Source organism: Polynucleobacter cosmopolitanus (assembly GCF_002224225.1).
Taxonomy (GTDB): Bacteria; Pseudomonadota; Gammaproteobacteria; order Burkholderiales; family Burkholderiaceae; genus Polynucleobacter; species Polynucleobacter cosmopolitanus.
The window spans coordinates 341,935-362,663 of the sequence record NZ_NJGG01000002.1 but is presented as its reverse complement, the minus strand read 5'-3'; the positions used below and the strand labels follow the sequence as shown (position 1 = coordinate 362,663).

The 20,729-nt window shown below is 44.5% G+C and carries 20 protein-coding genes; 6 read left to right on the top strand and 14 right to left on the bottom strand.

The window, feature by feature from the left end:
* The first annotated feature begins 15 nt into the window (after nucleotides 1-15).
* The gene (gene hemN, locus AOC33_RS07365) at nucleotides 16-1,437 is read left to right on the top strand and encodes an oxygen-independent coproporphyrinogen III oxidase (RefSeq protein WP_089516463.1); all 1,422 of its coding nucleotides are present in this window, start codon (nucleotides 16-18) and stop codon (nucleotides 1,435-1,437) included.
* On the opposite strand, the gene AOC33_RS07360 is transcribed toward hemN, so the two are convergent.
* From AOC33_RS07360 to AOC33_RS07330, 7 genes are all read right to left on the bottom strand, one after another.
* On the bottom strand, nucleotides 1,438-2,823 hold the full coding sequence (locus AOC33_RS07360) for an ATP-binding protein (protein ID WP_089516321.1): 1,386 nt from the start codon (nucleotides 2,821-2,823) through the stop codon (nucleotides 1,438-1,440).
* Nucleotides 2,820-3,488, bottom strand: coding sequence for a response regulator transcription factor (locus tag AOC33_RS07355; RefSeq protein WP_089516319.1), 669 nt, complete (start codon nucleotides 3,486-3,488; stop codon nucleotides 2,820-2,822). Before AOC33_RS07355 ends, AOC33_RS07360 begins: the two co-directional genes overlap by 4 nt.
* A 65-nt stretch (nucleotides 3,489-3,553) precedes the next feature.
* A complete protein-coding gene (locus tag AOC33_RS07350) occupies nucleotides 3,554-4,204 on the bottom strand; it encodes a tetratricopeptide repeat protein (protein ID WP_143744030.1) in 651 nt (216 codons plus the stop codon).
* Nucleotides 4,205-4,217: 13 nt separating this feature from the next.
* Nucleotides 4,218-5,009 (bottom strand): SDR family oxidoreductase, encoded by a 792-nt coding sequence (locus tag AOC33_RS07345; protein ID WP_089516316.1) that lies wholly within the window; start codon nucleotides 5,007-5,009, stop codon nucleotides 4,218-4,220.
* Nucleotides 5,010-5,014: 5 nt separating this feature from the next.
* Complete coding sequence (locus AOC33_RS07340; protein ID WP_089516313.1) at nucleotides 5,015-5,680, bottom strand: iron-containing redox enzyme family protein; 666 nt, start codon at nucleotides 5,678-5,680, stop codon at nucleotides 5,015-5,017.
* Between the two features lie 13 nt (nucleotides 5,681-5,693).
* On the bottom strand, nucleotides 5,694-7,220 hold the full coding sequence (locus tag AOC33_RS07335; protein WP_143744029.1) for an AMP-binding protein: 1,527 nt from the start codon (nucleotides 7,218-7,220) through the stop codon (nucleotides 5,694-5,696).
* Entirely contained in the window at nucleotides 7,186-7,815 is a 630-nt protein-coding gene (locus AOC33_RS07330; protein WP_089516307.1) for a thermostable hemolysin, read from the bottom strand. The genes AOC33_RS07335 and AOC33_RS07330 overlap by 35 nt, the downstream gene beginning before the upstream one ends.
* A gap of 137 nt (nucleotides 7,816-7,952) precedes the next feature.
* On the opposite strand from AOC33_RS07330, the gene AOC33_RS07325 reads away from it, so the two are divergent.
* Both AOC33_RS07325 and AOC33_RS07320 read left to right on the top strand, forming a co-directional pair.
* Nucleotides 7,953-8,429 (top strand): hypothetical protein, encoded by a 477-nt coding sequence (locus AOC33_RS07325; RefSeq protein WP_089516303.1) that lies wholly within the window; start codon nucleotides 7,953-7,955, stop codon nucleotides 8,427-8,429.
* A gap of 150 nt (nucleotides 8,430-8,579) precedes the next feature.
* The gene (locus AOC33_RS07320) at nucleotides 8,580-9,008 is read left to right on the top strand and encodes a DUF4395 family protein (RefSeq protein ID WP_089516301.1); all 429 of its coding nucleotides are present in this window, start codon (nucleotides 8,580-8,582) and stop codon (nucleotides 9,006-9,008) included.
* A gap of 153 nt (nucleotides 9,009-9,161) precedes the next feature.
* On the opposite strand, the gene dnaQ is transcribed toward AOC33_RS07320, so the two are convergent.
* From dnaQ to AOC33_RS07285, 7 genes are all read right to left on the bottom strand, one after another.
* A complete protein-coding gene (gene dnaQ / locus AOC33_RS07315; RefSeq protein ID WP_089516299.1) occupies nucleotides 9,162-9,851 on the bottom strand; it encodes a DNA polymerase III subunit epsilon in 690 nt (229 codons plus the stop codon).
* Nucleotides 9,852-9,917: 66 nt separating this feature from the next.
* Nucleotides 9,918-13,016, bottom strand: a complete 3,099-nt coding sequence (locus tag AOC33_RS07310; protein ID WP_089516296.1) for an efflux RND transporter permease subunit — start codon at nucleotides 13,014-13,016, stop codon at nucleotides 9,918-9,920.
* Nucleotides 13,017-13,022: 6 nt separating this feature from the next.
* Entirely contained in the window at nucleotides 13,023-14,243 is a 1,221-nt protein-coding gene (locus tag AOC33_RS07305) for an efflux RND transporter periplasmic adaptor subunit (RefSeq protein WP_089516293.1), read from the bottom strand.
* 159 nt (nucleotides 14,244-14,402) lie between these two features.
* Nucleotides 14,403-14,669 carry a Txe/YoeB family addiction module toxin gene (locus AOC33_RS07300; protein WP_180738119.1) on the bottom strand — a complete coding sequence of 89 codons (267 nt, stop codon included), beginning with the start codon at nucleotides 14,667-14,669 and terminating at the stop codon, nucleotides 14,403-14,405.
* Nucleotides 14,663-14,905, bottom strand: coding sequence for a type II toxin-antitoxin system Phd/YefM family antitoxin (locus AOC33_RS07295; RefSeq protein ID WP_089516460.1), 243 nt, complete (start codon nucleotides 14,903-14,905; stop codon nucleotides 14,663-14,665). Before AOC33_RS07295 ends, AOC33_RS07300 begins: the two co-directional genes overlap by 7 nt.
* A gap of 135 nt (nucleotides 14,906-15,040) precedes the next feature.
* A complete protein-coding gene (rnhA, locus tag AOC33_RS07290) occupies nucleotides 15,041-15,505 on the bottom strand; it encodes a ribonuclease HI (protein WP_089516290.1) in 465 nt (154 codons plus the stop codon).
* Nucleotides 15,502-16,314: a class I SAM-dependent methyltransferase gene (locus AOC33_RS07285; RefSeq protein WP_089516287.1), complete on the bottom strand. Its 813-nt coding sequence runs from the start codon at nucleotides 16,312-16,314 to the stop codon at nucleotides 15,502-15,504. Before AOC33_RS07285 ends, rnhA begins: the two co-directional genes overlap by 4 nt.
* A gap of 14 nt (nucleotides 16,315-16,328) precedes the next feature.
* On the opposite strand from AOC33_RS07285, the gene gloB reads away from it, so the two are divergent.
* The 3 genes from gloB to AOC33_RS07270 all read left to right on the top strand — a co-directional run bounded on the left by gloB (nucleotide 16,329) and on the right by AOC33_RS07270 (nucleotide 20,595).
* On the top strand, nucleotides 16,329-17,144 hold the full coding sequence (gloB, locus tag AOC33_RS07280; RefSeq protein ID WP_089516284.1) for a hydroxyacylglutathione hydrolase: 816 nt from the start codon (nucleotides 16,329-16,331) through the stop codon (nucleotides 17,142-17,144).
* The gene (locus AOC33_RS07275) at nucleotides 17,141-18,580 is read left to right on the top strand and encodes a transglycosylase SLT domain-containing protein (protein WP_245835634.1); all 1,440 of its coding nucleotides are present in this window, start codon (nucleotides 17,141-17,143) and stop codon (nucleotides 18,578-18,580) included. Before gloB ends, AOC33_RS07275 begins: the two co-directional genes overlap by 4 nt.
* A 134-nt stretch (nucleotides 18,581-18,714) precedes the next feature.
* Complete coding sequence (locus AOC33_RS07270; protein WP_089516281.1) at nucleotides 18,715-20,595, top strand: propionate--CoA ligase; 1,881 nt, start codon at nucleotides 18,715-18,717, stop codon at nucleotides 20,593-20,595.
* Nucleotides 20,596-20,729: the final 134 nt, after the last annotated feature.

The window sequence follows — 20,729 nt, the reverse complement described above, 5'->3', positions numbered from 1 at the left end:
CTTAGAATGGCCCCCATGACTTTTATAAAAAAGCCATCTGTCTTAGCCCCTGCTGGCCATGAACCGCTGTTTCAGTCTGAATTGTTGAAACGCTTTGACATCAATGGCCCACGCTACACATCCTATCCAACCGCTGATCGATTTAATGGTCAGTTCAATCAGACTGACTATATCGATGCATTGAAACGATGCGCCACGCATCAAAAACCTATTTCGCTGTATTTCCATCTACCGTTTTGTCCGAACATTTGCTACTACTGCGGATGTAACAAAATCATCACCAAAGATCATGGTCGAAGTGCGAAATACATCAAATACTTGGCCAAAGAAATGAATCTCGTCACCCAAGCCATGGGTGTGAATATAAAAATACCAGTGACTCAACTTCATTGGGGTGGTGGTACTCCCACCTTTTTATCTCATGAAGAAATGATTGAATTGATGCACCACACCAAAGAGAATTTTGAATTGCAAGAGGGTGGTGAGTATTCAATTGAGATTGATCCGCGCCGTGTCAGTGAAGCTGATATTGAGCTCTTGGCGAAGTTAGGATTTAACCGCATCAGTTTGGGTGTGCAAGACTTCAATTTGGAAGTTCAGCAAGCGGTTCATCGGGTGCAAACAATACAAGAAACCAAGGATGTGATTGATTGGGCCAGAAAACATGGCTTTAACTCAGTTAGTGTGGACTTGATCTATGGCTTACCCAAACAAACGCCTGTGACATTCAGGGAGACTGTCAATGCAGTGATTGCGATGAACCCTGATCGTTTATCTGTCTACAGCTATGCACATCTTCCTACTATCTTCAAACCACAACGGCGGATTGCCGAAGATCAATTACCAATCGCAAAAGATAAATTAGATATTTTGGCCAATACCATTGAGCAACTCAATGAAGCAGGATTTGTGTTTATTGGCATGGACCATTTTTCTAAGCCAGATAATGAGTTAGCGATTGCTCAAAAAGAGGGGCGCTTGCATCGTAACTTCCAAGGGTATTCAACACAGGCGGAGTGTGACTTATTGGCCTTCGGCATCTCATCGATTGGCAAAGTGAACGATACCTACCCACAAAATGTTAAAACCCTTGAGGACTATTACCATGCCCTAGATCGGCATCAATTGCCAACCATGCGCGGAATGAGACTCGACAATGATGATTTACTAAGGCGCGAATTAATTGGTGAGTTGATGTGCCAATTCGAATTAGACACAATAGCATTTGCAAGCAAACATCAGATTGATTTTGAAATCTATTTCTCAAGAGAGTTGCCAGAGCTTAAAGAGCTTGAAGAAGCAGGGTTATTAGAGTGGCAAGGTAAAAAGATTTATGTGCCTACCAAAGGTCGTTTGCTGGTTAGGCGCGTTGCCATGGTGTTTGATAGGCACTTAAGAGATGTGCAAACAGAAGCCAGATACTCAAAAGTGGTTTGATTAAATCGCGTTCTTGAATTCAATGATCACTTGCACGCCATTGCCGGCAGATTTATCTTCGATCCGTATGGATCCTTTGTGTTGTTGAACAATTTCTTTGACAATCGCAAGACCTAGACCACTGCCAAATGATTTGCTGCCCAAGATTCTGTAATAAGGATCAAACACCTTGATCTTTTCAGATTGAGGGATGATGTCACCATCATTGCTAACAACCAAACGAATGGTGTCACATACTTTGTCCAAAGAAACTGAAATAAGTCCGTGTGCTGAACCATATTGAGAGGCGTTATCGATCAGATTTTGTATCACACGCTCAATCTTGTGCTGCTCACCATTGATCAAGCAATCATCATGGATGTGTAGTTCAATCGTTTGGCCGCGTTGAGTGATGAGCGGCTTGGTATTTTTAACAATTTCTTTACAAATGCCATCAAGTGATAACACTTGTTGTTTTTCTTGATCAGTCGCACCACTCACGCGACTGAGGGTCAATAGTTGCTCAGTGAGGCGCGTGGTTCTTCTAAGACCATTCAAAGCCTCGGACAAGGATTGATCTCTGTCAGTATCATTTTTGGCATTAACAGCGTTTTCAATATGAAGTTGTAATGCGGCAATTGGTGTTCTGATTTCGTGAGCGGCCGCGTCAATGAACTGTTGTTCACGTTTGAATGCTTTTTGAACCCTATCAAGCAGATGATTCAGCTCATCAATCACAGGCTTTAATTCAGAGGGGGTTTTTGATAACTTGATGGGTTTGATTGATTGAGGTTCGCGAGCAGCAATCACATTGGCCAAGGCTTGCAAAGGACGCAAACTTCTATAGGCTATCAAATTAATCACAATCAATAAAATCAATGAACCAATGATCAAGGGTGTCATGATGGCCACGCCCAGGTCACCAGCCATCTCGCCTCTCACTGAATCCATTTCGGCGACCATCACCCAAACATCACCAGATTTGAGTTTAAAAACTTGCCATAAATCATCGCCAATCAGATTTTTGCCAAAACCCTCGGTCATAGGGCCCAAAGGTTTGTCGGGAGCAGTGGCAGATTTGGCCAGTAATTTTCCATTGCTGTGCCATATCTGAAAAGAAATCTTACTTTCGTAGGGGTGACCGCTGATTTCTTCGGTGGAGGAATGCTGGTGCTCTAATTCATCAGGTAATTCAATGATGATTGGATTGTTGATGGTGGCATGCTCTAGTTGTTTGGCCGCTAGAACTTCTAGAACCCTGGCTGATGTAGCCAGTCTTGCACTGAAGATCTCTTCTGATTCATGTTCAGTGACAAAGTGAGCGGCAAGACCCATGCCACCCAAAATCACAATCATGGATAAAAAGATTCCAAGCAGCAATCGTTTTCTAATTGAAAAATAAGTCATGATTCTTCTATGTCACCAATTCTGTAGCCAACCCCTCGAAGTGTCTTGACGATATTTGGGTTGATTTTTTTACGTAGATTATGGATATGCACATCAATGGTGTTGCTCTCAACGCCATCACTCCAGCCATATAGTGATTCTTCGAGCTGAGATCGATTAAAAACTTGATGTGGACTTTCTGCTAACTTCTTCAGCAAGGCAAATTCACGGCGTTGTAAATCCAGTGTGGTGCCTTTCCAGGTCACAGATAAAGAAGTGAGATCAATGACCAAATCACCAATTTTTATTTGATTAACTGTATTGCCGCTGCGACGTCGTTCTAGAACCCGAATCCTTGCAAGCAATTCATCTAACTCAAATGGCTTGGTGAGGTAGTCATCGGCTCCCAAATCCAGCCCTAAGATGCGGTCTTGGGTGGCATCCCTGGCAGACAAAATCAATACTGGGATATGACTGCCTTTTTGACGGATGGTTTTGAGTACTTCGGTACCATCTATTTTTGGTAAGCCTAGGTCCAGAATGGCAATATCGAACTCACCATCTGCCAATGCGTGGATGGCTTTTTGGCCATCCCCGACATGGTCTACATGATGATTGGCACGAGTCAGTGCAGTCATCAAGCCGGAGGCGAGCAATTCATCGTCTTCTACCAATAAAATTCTCACCGCCCAAGCCCTTTTATCAAAGATTAACTATTAATTTGAATAGTTTAATCGATTAACTCAGAGCATTATTTTCGTTTTTCAGCCACTTTTTCAAGTAATTGATTGATTTCCTTGCGTCGACCATCATCCGCTACTTTTCGTCCGTTTCTAGCGGGTGCCTGTAAGGCTTTGCGCAAAGATCTTTCTGCGCCTGAGTAATCACCATTTCTGAATAAGAAGTCAGCGTAAAAGTAATTTGGGTCGATGCCATCAGGGTTGATGCTCAAACCCTTCTTTAAGTACTCGGCTGCTTTTTTATCATCGCCAAAACCAATCGGCCAACCTGGAACTTGATAGTAGAGCGAGCCCAAGCTTGTGTATGCAGAGCCATCTAATGCCGTAGGATTGATTTCAAGTGCTTTTTCAAAAGTCTTCTTAGCATTTTTCACGTGAGCCAATGCACCCAATCCACCTTTTGCCCCTGCATAGCTCGATTCAACAATGCCTTGCCAAATCAAAATCTCGGCACGATTTGGATTTTGGGCGACCAATTGATTGGCTTCTTTGATCAATGATTCAAAGCCTTTTTCATGGCTTGATTCCGGGCTTTGATATTTGATCTTTTCCCATTCTTTTTGAATAGTACTCACGTCTTCTTCTAAGCCTGCAACAGCAAAAGAGCTGATAAGAGATAAGCTGATTAAAAGGGCTGCTGGTATTTTTTTAATGATGTTCATATAAACCTCGTGATTATTTATTTAGATATTTATTGATGATTGGTAGCTGACCTTGAATGGCTTTGTCAGGAACGCCTGGAAACAAGTTATTCATAAAGACAAAAAAGGATTCCTTGAAACCTAATTTCTTTTCCCAGGCCTTGCCACTTAGAAACTTCATGAATTCCTTGGCAACGAAGTCGGGATTATCCGAATCGGTTTTAAGTTCAGCATTCATGCGCATCACTTGATCTGAATTGATGCTTGTTTTTGTGGCGCGTGGAGCGAAGTACCTGACTGATACGGATGTGTCTGATAATTCTCGTCGAAGAGATTGAGAGAAGCCTCGTAGGCCAAATTTGCTGGCGCAGTAAGAAGAAAAGCCAGGGAAGCCTAAATATCCGAAGATAGATCCGATATTGATGATCTGCGATGGTTCTTTTTGTAAAAGAGGTAGTAATTGTTTACATAAAAGCATGGGGGAAATCAGATTGGTTAGCATCAACTGTGTGATGTCTTTATCTGATTGCTGCTCGAAACTCTTGAACTGGCTAATGCCGGCATTGTTGATCAAGAGATTAATCCCTTGTTGAGCCGAGATAGCATCAATTAATCGAACGCCCGTGCTGTCTTCGCACAAATCACCAGATACGATTTGAACATTCACATCAATATTTGTTAATTCATTCTTTAAGGCTTCTAACTTTTGAGTATCGCGGCCCATCAAAATCAATGATGAACACTGTGGCGCAAGTTGCAAAGCAATTGCTCTGCCGATGCCGCCAGTTGCACCTGTTAAAACAACTTTGTATGGTTTATTTGTCATGGTTATCAGTTAAAAAGGATTTCTTCAGTCTTAATGCTTCTAAAAATATCGCCGTAAAGCTTATAAAAGTTCTTGGCGCAATGAATGATGGTTTCTTGGTCTTTTGAATCGGTTACCTGATTCATCAAGGTCTCAAAGAATTTGACGTGCTCTAAATCTAGGCTGCCATGAGAGTTGAGATAGCTAAATGCATTGGGAGGTAAACCAAGGCTGCTCTTGATAGAGCTGGCAGCATTGGTTGCTAGAGCAATGCTGGTACCTTCAAGGACATGCACCATGCCAAAAAATCCGATTGGATTGCCACGATCGATTTGGTGATAAGCATATGCCACCATCATTTCAGTGCTGATGTGTGGGCGTGAGTGTCTGACTTTCTCAGCATCACCACCGCATGCCGCGATGTCAGACAAAATCCATTCTTCATGACCAAGTTCTTCCTCAATATATTCTGCAATGGCCGTTCTTAGCCACTCATGTTTAGAACCCAGTCGAGAGCCACAGGCCATCAACAATGGCACCGTGTGTTTAACGTGATGATAGGCCTGAGTTAAAAATGCAACATACTGCTTCTTCTGAATATCACCCTTCAGGGCATGTTCAATGATAGGTGCAGAAAAAAGAACTTGTCTTTCTTGCTCGGTGGAACTTTGTAGTTGATTAAAGAATGTCATTGATTCTCCGTATTTAAGTATTTGCGTACAACAATTCAATTTGATCGTTGAATTTTTTTTTGATGAGATCTCGTTTTAGTCTGCCATTGGCCGTTGCAAGACCATTGTTCGGCGAGAAGGGCTCATCAGCCAATAACCAATGTTTGATTTGCGCATAGTCTGGAAGCTCTTGATTGGCTGATGTGACTCCCGCCTGAATAACTTCATCAGATAAACCTTCTTTTGCTGTCACCAATAAAGCGCCTAACTGTGCTTGCCCATCACCAATCACCATGGCTTGTCTAAATAAACCACTGCCTAGCAATAAGGACTCGGGCCATTCTGGCGATATGTTTCTGCCAAAGCTGGTGATCAGTACATTCTTTTTACGACCATCTAAATACAAGAAGCCATCGTCATCAAGATGACCTAAGTCACCAGTGGGCAACCATTCACACTCAGCACTTGAAGGCGTGCTTGTAAGATTGCTTGTGAGCCCGGCGGTGTTTTCTAAATAATGGGGAAGGTCCATATTCTTGACCTCAATTTCGCCATCTTTTGAGATACGAACGATTCGATTGCCAAGAACTTTGCCAACACTGCCGATTCTTTCATTGTGGGGTGTATTCAAAGCAACTACCGATGCGCATTCTGACAAGCCATAACCTTCGTAGACTGGTATGCCCATCGACTTAGCAGTTTTGATCAAAGCAACGGGTGTTTTTCCGCCACCAACGGCCACAAACTTCAAGCTTTTCAAGCGAGGATCTTGCTTGGTGCTGCGAGTAACGATGGCTTGAAGCATTTGAGGTAAAAGAATGATGCTTTCGGCTTGGTATTTCTCAATCGCTGCCATGCAAGCATCTGCATCAAACTGACTTGAACCATGCAGGCCCACTTCACTCAATGGCACGCATGTATTTTCAGCACCACAGGCTAAAGCTGTGTACACACCAGCAATATTCTCTAAAAGAACTGATAAGGGCAAAACATTCAAATGTTTCTTTATTTGAAGCGAATGCAAGGCTTGCTCTAGTGATTGCGCCACAGACCATTGCTGATCTGTGCTCAAGCAAACACCTTTTGGCTCTGAGGTGGTGCCAGAGGTATAAGTTATCTTTTGTACTTCTAACAAATTAGGCTGATCCACGATGCTTGAAAGAACGCTCATGCTTTCATACAACTTTAATTCGCCGGCATAGTCATTCTGAAATATGAAGCCAAGATTTCTAGCCACATCTTCTTGTGGGCAAAAAATTGCTTGCATGCCACTTGATTTGATGGCGTGTAGCCATTGATTGGGTGTGAAAAAGCTTGGAAGAGGGATCAAGGTCACGCCAATGTCTTGGGTGGCTAAATCAATTGCAATCCACTCTAAAGAGTTGTCTGCCAAAACTCCAACAGGTGCCTTAGGATTTTTTCTTTTTAATAGAGCTTCTGATACTTGAGATATTTTCTTTAAAAGGGCAGCCTTATCCCAAGACTCTGTCCATGAAGACAGAATGGTTTGTTGTTGTGGAATTGAGTTAAGCCAGCTTCTCATAGCCTGAAGCGATGTCACCAAACATCACTTGTGGTTGAGTGTTGTAATAAGTGCCCCAGTTTTTGCCGCCATCTTCTAAGCGACTAGGATCCGCTTCTGCCAATTGGAATAATTTGATACCTAGGCGTTTGAATGAATTCAACAAAGTGCGAGTGGCAGTAAAAGTCACCCACTTGTATCCCTGCTCATGTAAAAAACGGGTCATGTTGATGATCAGTGTTCGGCCAGCTCCTGCATGAATGGCTGCCAAATTACCAACCTCTACGATTTCTTTGCGAGTGGTGTGTTCTTTGACTTGAGCTTCGATATTGATTTCTAGTGGCGCATCTAAGTATTGTTCGACAAAACATGGTTTATCCGTGAGCGCTGAAAAACCCAAGGCAGCTAGCCATTGGCCTTGAGCATCTTTACAACCCACCAAGATATCGCTGAAGTGATGCACATCAGCACCATAGGTTTTATAGAAAGTTGTGGCGATGAAAGACTGAAGGCTTTCTCTGTCTGGGTGTTGTTTGGTTACCCATTCGAACTTGTAAAGATTTTCCTCAGAATCAAATTCTGGGGAGATTAAGGTATGCTTTGCGTCATGATATGTTCTTAATGTAAGAGCCATGTCTGATCCTTTTGTTTGGTATAGGTCAAACAATAGAGGTCGAAAATTAAGGCTAAATTAAGGATTCTCAAATCAAGGTATTAATTACTTAAGCCATTGATTTATTTGTATTTATTTAATAGAAAATAGGTGATGTTTTGAAAAAACTCTTAGGGTTAGCGCTGTTTTTATGCGGTTTTGCTTTGATTGCCTCCGCCAATCAACCAGCAGGCGCAGCACGTATTGGCGATAGTTTGGTCCTTGAGATGAAAGATCAGCACGATCAAACGGTCGCGATCAATGAGCAAACCAACTTGATTCTATTTGCCGCTGGCAAATCAACCAGTGCACTCATGAGTAAAACCTTGGAAGACTTGCCGCCAACCATTCTGAAAGATAAAAAAGCCATCTACGTCGCTGATATCAGCGGCATGCCAGGCTTTATCACCAAAATGGTGGCAATCCCTAAAATGCAAAAAAGACCTTACACGATTGCCATCTTAAGAGATGAGGCACAGTCAAAATTATTTCCGCAAAAAGATGATGCGATCACCGTCATCAAGCTCAAATCTGGAAAAGTGACTGAGATTAATTTTGTGACCAAGCAAGAAGAGATCATCAAGGCCTTGCAGTAAATCTTATGAAGTAAAGGCACCTCAATAAGGTATTCACTTAGAAATTTTCTCTAAGTGACGTGAGTAATCTTCAGGCCTAAAATCAGCCATTGATTAATAAATAAAATATGAAGTAATTGAATGAGATTCAATCTCTTCTGAGGAGTGAGCATGTTACGTTTTGATATTCCACCTGTGAGCGCTAATGTTGTGAGGTTTGAAGTCTTTATTACATTTATGGTTTGCGTCGTGGCTTTATTGGGTTTTCCACATCTTTTACCTCTATTGGCCTTGATGGGTTTTATGCGAGGATTTTTGGGGCACTATAAATGTCCATCACATCGCTTATTCACCAAGATCATGACTGGCATGAATCTCGCTGGCAAAAAAGAGAATGCGGGTGCCAAGATGTTTGCCAATAAGATTTTGTTCATTGCTGCGACCGTTGCATCCATCTTGCTTTATTCAGGCAATGACTTATGGAAAGTGCCAGCAACTGCCTTGGTGATTTTCTCTACCCTTGAGTGGGCATTTTCATTCTGTGCTGCCTGCTGGGCATATGGCTTTTGGTACAAGTTCTTCCCACCTAAGATGGGTTAAGCGAGTAATTAAGTAAGTAGATAAGTCAATAAGTAAATCAGTTAGTAAAAAGCAAACAAACAGAAAGCACACAAGAAAAAAGATCGCCGCGGCGATCTTTTTTATTTCTCTAGCTAACCTTGGCTAAATTCAACTAACACTATTTGAATTTACTCAACTCCAAACAGGTGGCTTCTTGGCTGCCTTGGCAACACCTTCTAGATAAGCCTGATGTGTTTCTTGCTCTTCGATGGAAGCTAACTGCACCACCAATTTGGTGGGCAAGGGCTTGCGTTTCGCATTGGCTGCATCGCTGTCCATGCCATGCAGATCAATCATCAAATCTTCTTGACCACGGGTCATGGCCAAATAAACTTCGGCCAAGAGTTCAGCATCTAGAAGAGCGCCGTGAAGGGTACGGTGCTCATTGCTGATGGCAAAGCGCTCGCACAGAGCATCTAAGGAGTTTCTTTTGCCAGGGAACATCTCTCGGGCATTCTTGAGGGTATCAATCACGCCTGCCACATGCTCATCGACCTTGCCACGTTTCAAAAGCCCAAACTCGACATCTAAAAAGCCCACGTCAAAGGGGGCGTTATGAATGATCACTTCAGAATCTTTTAGGAAGGTGATGATCTCATCAGCCACATCTGCAAAGACTGGCTTATCTGATAAAAACTCTACCGTTAAACCGTGAACAGCCACGGCACCTGGATCAATATCGCGTTGAGGGTTGATGTAATGATGCAACTTATTACCAGTCAAGCGTCGATCGATCATTTCTAGGCAGCCAATCTCAATCACCCGATCTCCAGTGAGCGGGTTAAGTCCAGTTGTTTCCGTATCGAGAATGATCTGACGCATAAATTCTTTCTAATTTAAAACCAATAACAAAATTAAATCTCAAAAATCAGACTTCAAAATTCAAGCTCAATCCTTCAGCATTTCAGCGGGGATTTCCATCGGGCCTGTGCCGCTGTATTTATCTAAATAAAGATAAATGACAGGTGTGATGATCAATGTCACGAATTGCGACACAATCAAACCACCCACCACAGCAATACCCAAAGGTTGTCTTAATTCAGCACCTGCACCCAAGCCTAGAGCAATTGGTAATGCACCCACCACGGCTGTGAGGGTGGTCATGGAGATGGGTCTGAATCTCAATAAGCAGGCCGTGCGAATCGCTTCACGAGGTGACATATTTTGATTGCGCTGTGCATCTAGGGCAAAGTCAATCATCAAAATCGCATTCTTTTTCACCAGACCGATCAAGAGCAAGATACCGATGGTCGCAATGATGGTTAATTCCAAATCAAAAATTCGAAGGAAGATCAAAGCGCCGATGGCTGCAGATGGCAAGCCTGCCAAAATCGTCAAGGGGTGAATGTAGCTCTCATATAAAACGCCCAATAAAACGTAAATCACCAATACGGCCGCTAACAATAAAATGATCTGGCTGGATTGACCACTTTGGAATACCGCAGCATCGCCACCGTAGCTGGTGATGATTGATGGAGGTAATTGAAGCTCTTTGACGTATTGTTCTAATTTCTTGGTGGCATCGCCCAAGGCCACATCTGGTGCCAAGTTAAATGAAATCGTCACCGCCGGCACCTGACCTTGGTGGTTCACTGCAGTTGGTCCGATGGTTCTTCTGAATGTAGCAATGCTAGACAGTGGAACTAACTTATCACTGGTTCTGCCGCGCACATAAATGCCATTAAGATCGGTTTCATATTGCTTGTACTCATTCGCTGCTTGCAGAATCACTTGGTAAGTGTTCACGCTGGTGTAGATGGTTGAGACCTGTCTTTCACCATAAGCAGAGTACAAGGCATTGCGAATATCAGCCACTGTCACACCGGCACTCGCAGCTTTTTCTCGATCAATGTCAATTTGAGCTTGCAAACCTTTTAATTGAGAATCTGTGGTGATGTCACGGAAGATGCCAGGATCTGCACGCATCTTTTCAGTGACTTTGGTGGACCATTCATTGATGCCTTCAAAGCCCACGCTTTGCAAAATGTATTGATAGCGACTCTTGGTGACTTTGCCGCCTAATTGCAAGTTTTGAATAGGGCGCAAATAAATTGCCAGGCCTGGAATGTCTCTCAAGTCTTTGCGCAGACTCTCCAACACTTTCTTCATTGGAGCTCGTTCATCACGAGACTTTAAATTGACAAACATCCTGCCTGTATTGGTGCCTGAGCTTGCGCCACCGCCGATAATCGATACAAGTGCTTCAATATTTTCATTGTTACGAACAATTTCAGCCGCTTTGTTTTGTAACTCGATCATGGCGTTGAAAGAAATATCATCTGCTGCTTCAGTGGTCACAAATATTTGCCCAGTGTCTTCTTCCGGGAAAAACCCTTTGGGACTCCACACAAATAAACCAATCGTGATAATGAAAGTCGCCAAGGCGCCTTGCAAAACTTTCTTTTGATTGGTGAGTGCCCAATCAAGTGCTTTTTCATAAGCGGTCAATACTTGAGTGAAATAACCCTCAAACTTGATGGTGATCGGTGGCTCTTTGGCTTCTTGACCATGTTTTGGTAAAAATCTACTGCACAGCATCGGCACCAAAGTGAGTGAGACCACCGCTGATACCAAAATAGATAAGGACACGACCACCGCGAATTCTCTGAACAGCAAACCCAGTGGGCCTGGTAAAAAGAAAATCGGAATGAACACGGCCACCAATGAAATCGAAATCGAGATGATCGTAAAACTCACTTCGCGGCTGCCCAATAAAGATGCCTTCAAGGGATGCATGCCGTTTTCAATGTGACGCATGATGTTTTCAAGCACGACGATCGCATCATCGACCACCAGGCCAACAGCAATGGTGATACCCAGCAAAGAAATATTGTCTAAGCTGTAGCCCATCCAATACATGATGGAGAAAGCTCCAATCAATGAGATCGGTAAGCTTAATGCTGGAATGATCGTGGCAGCCGCACGCTTTAAGAACAAGAAAATCACCATCACCACCAAGCCGATGGTGAGCAACAAGGTGAGGTTCACATCATGGATGGCTTCTCTGATTGATTTTGAGCGATCAATCAATAAATTTACTTTGATTGAAGCTGGCATTTGCGCTTCGAACTTAGGCACCATCTTGCGCACGGCATCAACCACTTCAACAGAGTTGGCAGTTGGCTGGCGCAAGATCGCTAAGGCGATTGAGCGCTCACCGTTATAAGCCGCTACTGTTTTGACAGATTCATAACTTTCTTCAACCAGCGCCACATCCTTTAAGCGCACTGGCAAACCATTGCGTTGGGCAATCACCAAGTTGGCATATTCGCTGGCCTTGACCAATTGCTCATTGGCATAAATCGTCAGTAATTGACGAGGGCCATCTAAAACACCGACTGGGGTGTTGGAGTTGGCATTGTTGATGGCTTTGGCAACATCATCAATGGTGAGGTTCTTGGCCGCTAATACGGTTGGATTGACTTGAACTCTGACGGCATATCTTTTTTGACCGTAGACCAAGACTTGCGCCACACCGTCAATGGTAGAGAGTGTTGGAGAAATCAAGTTCTCTGCGTAATCATTGATTTGTGACAAATCCATCGAAGGAGAGGTCATCGTCATGATCAAGACAGGCGCATCAGCAGGGTTGACCTTGCGGTACGACGGCGGATTGGTCATCTCAATCGGTAAGCGCTTTTGTGCACGCAGCAACGCTGCTTGGACATCCACTGCGGCTTTATCAATGTCACGGTCATTGTTGAACTCAAGCGTGACGTTGGTACTGCCCAATGTGTTGGTTGAGCTGATGACGGCGATACCGTCAATGGTTGAAAACTCTTTTTCTAAAGGCAGAGCAACCGCTGATGCCATGTTCTCAGGGCTGGCTCCTGGCAAGGTGGCGCTGACCTGAATGACGGGCGTGTTAAAGCTTGGTAGGGCAGCGACGGGTATTTTTAAATAAGCAACAGTGCCAGCGGCAACGGTGGCCAATGACAGTAATACCGTCATGACCGGGCGGCGTATACATAACTCTGAGATGTTCATGACTGATTACTTCCCAGCGCCAGATGTTTCTCTGATCACGCCATTAGGCCTTAAGTTTTGTTTACCTTCCACCACAATCTTGTCACCAGCGTTCACACCTGTGACCACTGTCTGACCTTGGTACTGGTAAATCACTTTGATTGGCTTAAGAGCAACTGTGTTGGCGTTTTCAACCACGTACAAATGATCACCCTTGGTGTTGGTAACGACTGCTTGGGTTGGGACGACCAAAGAGTCTTTCAAAGTTTTGGCTTTTAATTTGATTCTGACAAATTGCCCTTGAATCATCGCGCCATTTTTATTGCTTAATTGAGCTTTGACTCTCACCGCACCAATGGCTGGGTCCACTTGATTGTCAACCACGTACACAGTACCTTCCACAGCTTTGTCAGTGCCATTCACATCCACGCTCACGGTCAACTCCTCGCCAGCTTCGCGACCAGCAAGAATCAAAGGAATTTCTTTTTCAGGGATGGTGAACTGCACATTGATCGGATCAAGTTGAGTGATTGTCACCATCGCACCAGTTGTGGTGGTTGATGTGGCGCTGCTGGTTGTTGAAATATTGGTACCAGCCTGTACAAGACTGCCAGGGAAAACATTGATCACGCCAGCACGACCAGCAATCGGTGCACGAATGTGATCAAAGCTCAGGGCAACTTCAGCCGCTTTGGCGCTTGCCACTGCGGATTGCATATTGGCTTTTGAAGAATCAGCCGCTGCTTGAGAAATAAACTTCTTTTCAATCAACTCTAAAGATCGATTGTATTGGCGGGTTGCATCATCGGCCAAGGCTTTGGCTTTTTCGTAATTGGCACGACTGGCTCTGTCGTCCAAAGTGAACAGCAAATCACCAGTTTTTACTGCTTGACCTTCTTTAATATGTATCTTGCTCACCACATTGGTGGTTTGTGGGCGAATATCCACAATGTTGGCAGCAATGATGGTGCCAGTGGCTTCGATGATCACTGGGGTGTCTGCAGTTGCAACGACGGTGGTGGTCACTAATTGTGGCGGTGCTTTTTTCGCTGACTTGGGCATCCACTTGTCATAAGCGTAATTGGCAGCAAAAAGCACGATCAAAATGATGATGATTCTCTTTTTGTGCTTGAGCACAAACGCATAAGTTTTAGCCCAATCAAAATTCTTGATCAGGTTCATGGCAGAAGTCACAACACGGCAGCCCAGCTGCATGACTTTGTCTTTTAGATTGGTGATTAACTGCATGGTTGAGGGGCTTTGATTTAAAGCCGCTATCTCCTTAATTGTTCTAGATTAATTCTCGCACACTCAGCCTCATTTAGCACTTATTTAGGCTTAACGTGGCCGTTGGTCAAATCGACCAAGGCCAAGGATGCCCAATCCTCCTTTAAGCGAATGCCAACCTTATTCGTAGTGAGTCCACATTCTTAAAACGCGCACCGTTTTTTCTTTACGAAAAACTTCATAAACCAAACGATGTTGAATGTTGATTCTGCGTGAATAGGTACCCTTTAAGTCCCCCACTAATTTTTCATAGGGAGGTGGATTTTGAAAGGGATCAAGCTCTAATATACCCAGCAAGGCCTGCGCCTTATCTCTTAGTCCGGCGGCAGTGAGTTTTTTGGCATCTTTGAGAGCAAACTTGGAATAAGCTAAATTCCAAGTCACCATTTCAATGTCCTTTTACTTTTAGCAATAGGCTCGGCCATTGATTCTTTAATCGACTCACGCATCCCCGGAATTGCCAATAAATAAAGCGTCTCCTGAATAGCGCTCCAGTCTTCCTCGGAAACCAAAACGGCATTTGCCCGCTTGCCAGAGATAAGCACTGGCTTATGTGTCTCTGCTGCTTGATCAATCAAACGGTAGAGGCCTGCCCGAGCTTCACTTGCGGTTAATGTAGTCATCATTCCACTCCTTTTGAACATAGTACGTAAAAGCGTACGTTTTGTCAAGAGATCATCCCGTGTGCAAAACCCAAAGAGGATGCCCCGCATTTATGAGGGGTTAATTCAATTCGGTCGTCTCGACCGGATTTAAATTCAAAACGCAGTTTTTTTGAGGATTTCTTCAACGCCCTTATTAGCTAGGGCATCAGCCAGTTCATTGCCTGGATGGCCGGCGTGGCCTTTGACCCAATGCCAGTCAATTTGATGCTTGCCCAGTAATTCATCAATTTCTTGCCATAAGTCGACATTTTTAACGGGATCTTTGCCGGCGGTTTTCCAGCCCCTGGCCTTCCAGCCGCCCATCCATTCGGTGACCCCTTGCATCACGTACTTTGAGTCCGTGTACAAACTCACATGACAAGCCATTTTGAGGGCTTTTAAAGCCTCGATCACGGCGGTCATTTCCATGCGATTGTTGGTTGTCATCAACTCGCCGCCATGAAGGTGCTTTTCCTTGTCGGCTGAGCGCAACACCACGCCCCAGCCGCCAGGGCCTGGATTGCCTTTGCAAGCACCATCGGTGTAAATCACAACCTTGCTTTGTGCGGGAGTGCTCATGCCTGATCTTTCAACTGATTCTTTTGTGAGGATGTGTTTAATTGAGTGACTGTGCTCAATTGTGCTTGATTAGCCGCAACGCCTTTCTCAATTCTGCCCACCAGTGTCAACGTTGATACCCGTTTGATCGCTGACACCATGAAAACAGAGCCCAAGACAGGCCACCAGCGATCACCCGCTTTTTCGAGGAAAGCCAACTTTTGCATCCCTGACTCACTTCTCAAAGGTAATCGATAGCAACCAAAGCGACCGCGATCAACAGAGAAGTTAAGTAGCTTGAGCCAATCTTTCAATCTCAATAAAGCAATGAACTGACCATCTCTAGGGAGGTAAGGTTGACCAACCAAATGACTGCAGTATTGGCGCAAACCCCACAAACTGGCTGGATTAAATCCAGAAATGACCACCCGACCTTCGGGCATCAAGACCCGTTCGACTTCTCGTAACACGGCGTGAGGATCAGTGGCGAACTCAAGAACATGGGGAAGCACCACCAAATCCAGACTTTGGCTGGCAAAGGGCAGTTCTTCTGGGATGCCTTCAATCGTGTGCCATTGACCATCTGATTCATCATTGGGCTTGTCATGCGGGGCGCGCAAGATCATTTGCAAGGGCATCCGATTTTCAGTCAGAGCAGGTAATTGCGGCAATCCAATTTGCAAGGCGTGATAACCAAAAATATCGCTCACAATGTGGTCAAATTGAGTTTGTTCCCACTTCAGGACGTATTTCCCTGGAGGCGAGCCAAGCCAAGCATCCCATGATGTCCATGGGGCTTGTTGATGATCGGTATCAGTTGGTTGACTCATAAGTGGTTATTTCTATGCCTGATGACAATTTATTGCAAGTGCGTTCAATTGCAGCTTATGACGATAACTATATTTGGTTGATTTCCGATAAGCATTGTGCCGTAATTGTTGACCCAGGTGATGCTGCGCCGGTGATTAAATACCTCACGGAACATCATTTAACACTGACTGCCATTCTAATCACTCACCATCACGCTGACCACATCGGTGGCGTGGCTAATTTATTGACTTGGTGCGCATCACTGGGCCTTGTAAAACCAGTGGTTTATGGGCCGGCTCATGAAAATATTTCAGTGGTCACCGAGCAACTCATTGAGTCAGATGTTGTTTCTATTTCAAGACCTGCCTGCGATTTCACAGTCCTAGATGTACCAGGTCATACCGCAGGACACATCGCCTTCTATTTAAATGCAGGTGATCGCCAACATGTGTTTTGTGGCGACACATTGTTCGCCACAGGTTGTGGGCGCCTGTTTGAGGGCACTCCAGCACAAATGGTGGATTCGTTGAATAAGTTAAAAAACTTACCTGATCAAACATTGGTGCATTGCGCTCACGAGTACACCCTATCTAATATAAAATTCGCCTTGGCTGTAGAACCCCAAAATCAAGACTTGTTAGCTTGGCAACAAACAGCACTGACCTTGCGTCAACAAGGTGTGCCCACGGTACCAACCACCATCGCTCATGAAAAAAGCGTGAACCCATTTTTAAGGTGTGAAGAATCCAGCGTGATTGAATCTGTTAAACAACATCAAGCAATCAAAGACACTTATCCAGTGACGGTTTTTGCTCATTTGCGTTCATGGAAAGACACCTTCAAAGCATGATGCAATCATTCTTAACTTCACTTTCTTTATCACGACTATGCCGTCTCTTAACCATTGTGATGGTGGCCTCGGTTTTGAGTGCATGCGCTACCACCGGTGAAGACTGGAGTGATTCAAACTCAAACAAACAAACTGCCAAGAATGGTAAGTACAGTAAATCTGGTAAAGCTCCAAGAGTCAATATTGATAAAGATTCTGTGGGTGCATTGGATGCGCCTTACAACGATCTTTGGGATCGTATCCGTGATGGCTTTGAGCTAGAAGATTCAAATAGTCCGCTGGTGATCAAGCATGTGCGTTATTACTCCAGTCGCCCTGACTATGTTGATCGGATGATGTCGCGCTCATCACGTTACCTTTTTTACATTGTTGAAGAAGTCGAGCGCCGCAAAATGCCAATGGAACTTGCGCTCTTACCTTTCATTGAAAGTGCTTTTAATCCAGAGGCTTTCTCAAGGGCTAAAGCTTCGGGCATGTGGCAGTTCATGCCAGCCACTGGTAAAGACTTTAAGTTAACTCAAAATATCTTTCGTGATGAACGTCGCGATGTGATTCAGTCGACCGATGCAGCTTTGGATTACTTGCAACGTTTGTACAAAATGTTTGGTGATTGGGAATTGGCGTTGGCAGCTTACAACTGGGGTGAGGGCAATGTTTCAAAAGCCATCAAACGCAATCAAGCCAAAAAATTACCGACTGATTACGCCAGTTTGAAAATGCCAGATGAGACGCGCAATTACGTCCCTAAATTGTTGGCAATCAAAAACATCGTGACCAATCCTAAGTCCTATGGCTTGACACTGCCGACTCTAGAAAATCACCCGTACTTTGTGATCGTTACAACTGAAAAAGATATTGATGTTGATTTGGCTGCGGAGTTTGCTCGCATGACCGTTGAAGAGTTCAAAGCCATGAACCCATCATTCAATAAGCCAGTGATTTTGGGTGCCAGTGAGCCACAAATTTTATTGCCCTTTGGTCGTGCTGAATCTTTCCAAGAAAATCTATTGCAATACACAGGGCGCCTGTCTTCATGGACTGCTATCAGAGTAGCCAATCGAGAGACGGTTGATCAACTGGCCACTCGTTTGGATGTGGATGCGAATCAAGTCAGGCAAATCAATAATATTCCTAAAGGTATGAGGATCAAGGCTGGCTCTACGGTCTTGATTCCTAGGGGCGGCAAGGTGGGCGATGTTGCTGAGCATCTAGCCAATAACGCTGGCAAGTTGATGTTGGAACGCGAGGCGGCGGCGAAGGCCAAGCCAAAAACCACGGCCAACAATGCCAGTGGATCAAAAGCTAAAAAACCGGCTAGTAAGCAAGCTAGTAATAAGCAGTCCACCAATAAACAAACGGCCAACAACACCAATAAGCCAAAGCCAAAGCCACAAGCAGATTCAAAGGTGGCAGCCAATGAGAAAAAATCCAATTAGGCATTCAGGGCCCCATTTGGGCTGATTCGACCCTCATGAATTAGGGTGAACCCTGATGTGTCAGATGCTAGTCAGTATGAAGTTGCACATTCATTCGGTTAAAGTACTAATGACTATTTATCAGGGAGAGATACATGTCTGCTTATAAGGCATTTCACGAGCGCTCAATTAAAGATCCAGAGGGATTTTGGGCGGAGCAAGCTAAATTAGTTGAATGGCAAAAGCCTTTTGACAAAGTCTTGGATTACAACAATCCTCCATTTGCAAAGTGGTATGTGGGCGGCAAAATCAATCTTTGCCATAACGCTGTAGACCGTCATCTAAAAGATCGTGGCGATCAACAAGCTTTGATTTCTGTATCAACAGAAACCGATCAAGAAAAAACTTACACGTTCAAAGAGCTTCACACTGAAGTGAATCGCATGGCTGGGATTCTTAAGGCCCATGGTGTTGTTAAAGGCGATCGCGTCTTGATTTACATGCCGATGGTGGCTGAAGCTGCTTTTGCGATGTTGGCTTGTGCTCGTCTTGGTGCGATTCACTCTGTGGTGTTTGGTGGCTTTGCTTCACACAGCTTGGCCTCAAGAATCGATGATGCAAAACCAAAGATGGTGATCTTGGCCGATGCAGGTGCCCGTGGTGGCAAGCCTGTGCCATACAAGCCCTTGTTGGATGAAGCCATTACTTTATCAACACACAAACCAGAAAAAGTTTTGTTGATTGATCGCAAATTGGTCGAGTACAACAAGGTAGCAGGCCGTGATTTGGATTACGCAACTGAGCGCGCCAAAGTGATGGATGCTCAGGTGCCTTGCGAATGGGTAGATGCCACTGATCCTTCTTACATTTTGTACACATCAGGCACCACTGGTAAACCAAAAGGTGTGCAACGTGACACGGGTGGTTACGCAGTCGCTTTGGCTTCATCGATGCGCCACATTTATGGCGGTCAGCCAGGTGAGGCAATGTTCACAACTTCTGACATTGGTTGGGTGGTTGGACACAGCTACATCATTTATGGCCCATTGCTCAACGGCATGGCAACCATCATGTACGAAGGCACGCCTTTGCGTCCGGATGCTGGTATCTGGTGGAATTTGGTTGAGAAGTACAAGGTATCCGTGATGTTCTCTGCACCGACGGCAGCACGTGTATTGAAAAAACAAGACCCAGCATTTTTATCAAAATACGATTTATCAACTTTGCGCTCAGTGTTCTTAGCGGGAGAACCATTGGATGAGCCAACGGCTTCATGGTTGCATGGCGCAATCAACAAGCCAATCGTTGATAACTACTGGCAAACAGAAACAGGTTGGCCAATGCTTGCTTTGCAGCGTGGCATTGAAGTGATGCCGCACAAGTTTGGTTCACCAGGTGTGCCTGTTTACGGTTACAACATGAAACTTTTGGATGACGCAACAGGTGCTGAACTCGGCGCTGATCAAAAAGGTGTTATTGCCATTGAAGGACCATTGCCTCCGGGATGTATGCAAACGGTTTGGGGTGATGACGCACGCTTTGTTAAAACTTATTGGGAAACTGTGCCAGGCAAGATGGTTTATTCCACCTTTGACTGGGGCATCAAAGACAAAGATGGTTACTTCTTCATCTTGGGTCGCACCGATGACGTGATCAACGTTGCTGGCCATCGTCTTGGTACCCGTGAGATTGAAGAGAGTATTTCAAGCCATCCAAATGTGGCTGAAGTGGCTGTGGTGGGTATTGCTGACAAACTCAAAGGTCAGGTAGCGATTGGTTTTGCAATCGCTAAAGACTCAAACAACACCGCCACTTTGGAAGCTGAGATTCTAAAAACAGTGGATTCTCAATTGGGAGCAGTTGCAAGACCTGCGCGTGTGTATGTGGTGGCTGCTTTGCCAAAAACACGCTCTGGCAAGATTGTGCGTCGTGCCCTCCAAGCGGTGGCAGAAGGCCGTGACCCAGGTGATTTGAGTACCTTGGATGATCAGAGTGTTTTGGCTCAAATCAAAACATTGTTCACCGCTGCTTCTTGAGCTTGAGATAGCGCACCAAAGGCGCTAGATAAAACAATCTAAGTAATTGAAAAATAGGGGATTTATCCCCTATTTTCATTTTCAGTAGAAGTGTCTAGTCGGGTCAAAGACCCCCAGTAAGGTATAATTTCTTA

Excerpts from the sequence above, each read along its gene's own strand:
- AOC33_RS07310 (WP_089516296.1), bottom strand. The coding sequence starts at position 13,016 with ATGAACATCTCAGAGTTATGTATACGCCGCCCGGTCATGACGGTATTA.
- rnhA (WP_089516290.1), bottom strand. The coding sequence starts at position 15,505 with ATGAGCACTCCCGCACAAAGCAAGGTTGTGATTTACACCGATGGTGCT.
- dnaQ (WP_089516299.1), bottom strand. The coding sequence starts at position 9,851 with ATGCGTCAGATCATTCTCGATACGGAAACAACTGGACTTAACCCGCTC.
- hemN (WP_089516463.1), top strand. The coding sequence starts at position 16 with ATGACTTTTATAAAAAAGCCATCTGTCTTAGCCCCTGCTGGCCATGAA.
- AOC33_RS07330 (WP_089516307.1), bottom strand. The coding sequence starts at position 7,815 with ATGGCTCTTACATTAAGAACATATCATGACGCAAAGCATACCTTAATC.
- gloB (WP_089516284.1), top strand. The coding sequence starts at position 16,329 with ATGCCTGATGACAATTTATTGCAAGTGCGTTCAATTGCAGCTTATGAC.
- AOC33_RS07340 (WP_089516313.1), bottom strand. The coding sequence starts at position 5,680 with ATGACATTCTTTAATCAACTACAAAGTTCCACCGAGCAAGAAAGACAA.
- AOC33_RS07275 (WP_245835634.1), top strand. The coding sequence starts at position 17,141 with ATGATGCAATCATTCTTAACTTCACTTTCTTTATCACGACTATGCCGT.
- AOC33_RS07360 (WP_089516321.1), bottom strand. The coding sequence starts at position 2,823 with ATGACTTATTTTTCAATTAGAAAACGATTGCTGCTTGGAATCTTTTTA.
- AOC33_RS07320 (WP_089516301.1), top strand. The coding sequence starts at position 8,580 with ATGTTACGTTTTGATATTCCACCTGTGAGCGCTAATGTTGTGAGGTTT.
- AOC33_RS07305 (WP_089516293.1), bottom strand. The coding sequence starts at position 14,243 with ATGCAGTTAATCACCAATCTAAAAGACAAAGTCATGCAGCTGGGCTGC.
- AOC33_RS07270 (WP_089516281.1), top strand. The coding sequence starts at position 18,715 with ATGTCTGCTTATAAGGCATTTCACGAGCGCTCAATTAAAGATCCAGAG.
- AOC33_RS07285 (WP_089516287.1), bottom strand. The coding sequence starts at position 16,314 with ATGAGTCAACCAACTGATACCGATCATCAACAAGCCCCATGGACATCA.
- AOC33_RS07350 (WP_143744030.1), bottom strand. The coding sequence starts at position 4,204 with ATGAACATCATTAAAAAAATACCAGCAGCCCTTTTAATCAGCTTATCT.
- AOC33_RS07300 (WP_180738119.1), bottom strand. The coding sequence starts at position 14,669 with ATGGTGACTTGGAATTTAGCTTATTCCAAGTTTGCTCTCAAAGATGCC.
- AOC33_RS07345 (WP_089516316.1), bottom strand. The coding sequence starts at position 5,009 with ATGACAAATAAACCATACAAAGTTGTTTTAACAGGTGCAACTGGCGGC.
- AOC33_RS07295 (WP_089516460.1), bottom strand. The coding sequence starts at position 14,905 with ATGACTACATTAACCGCAAGTGAAGCTCGGGCAGGCCTCTACCGTTTG.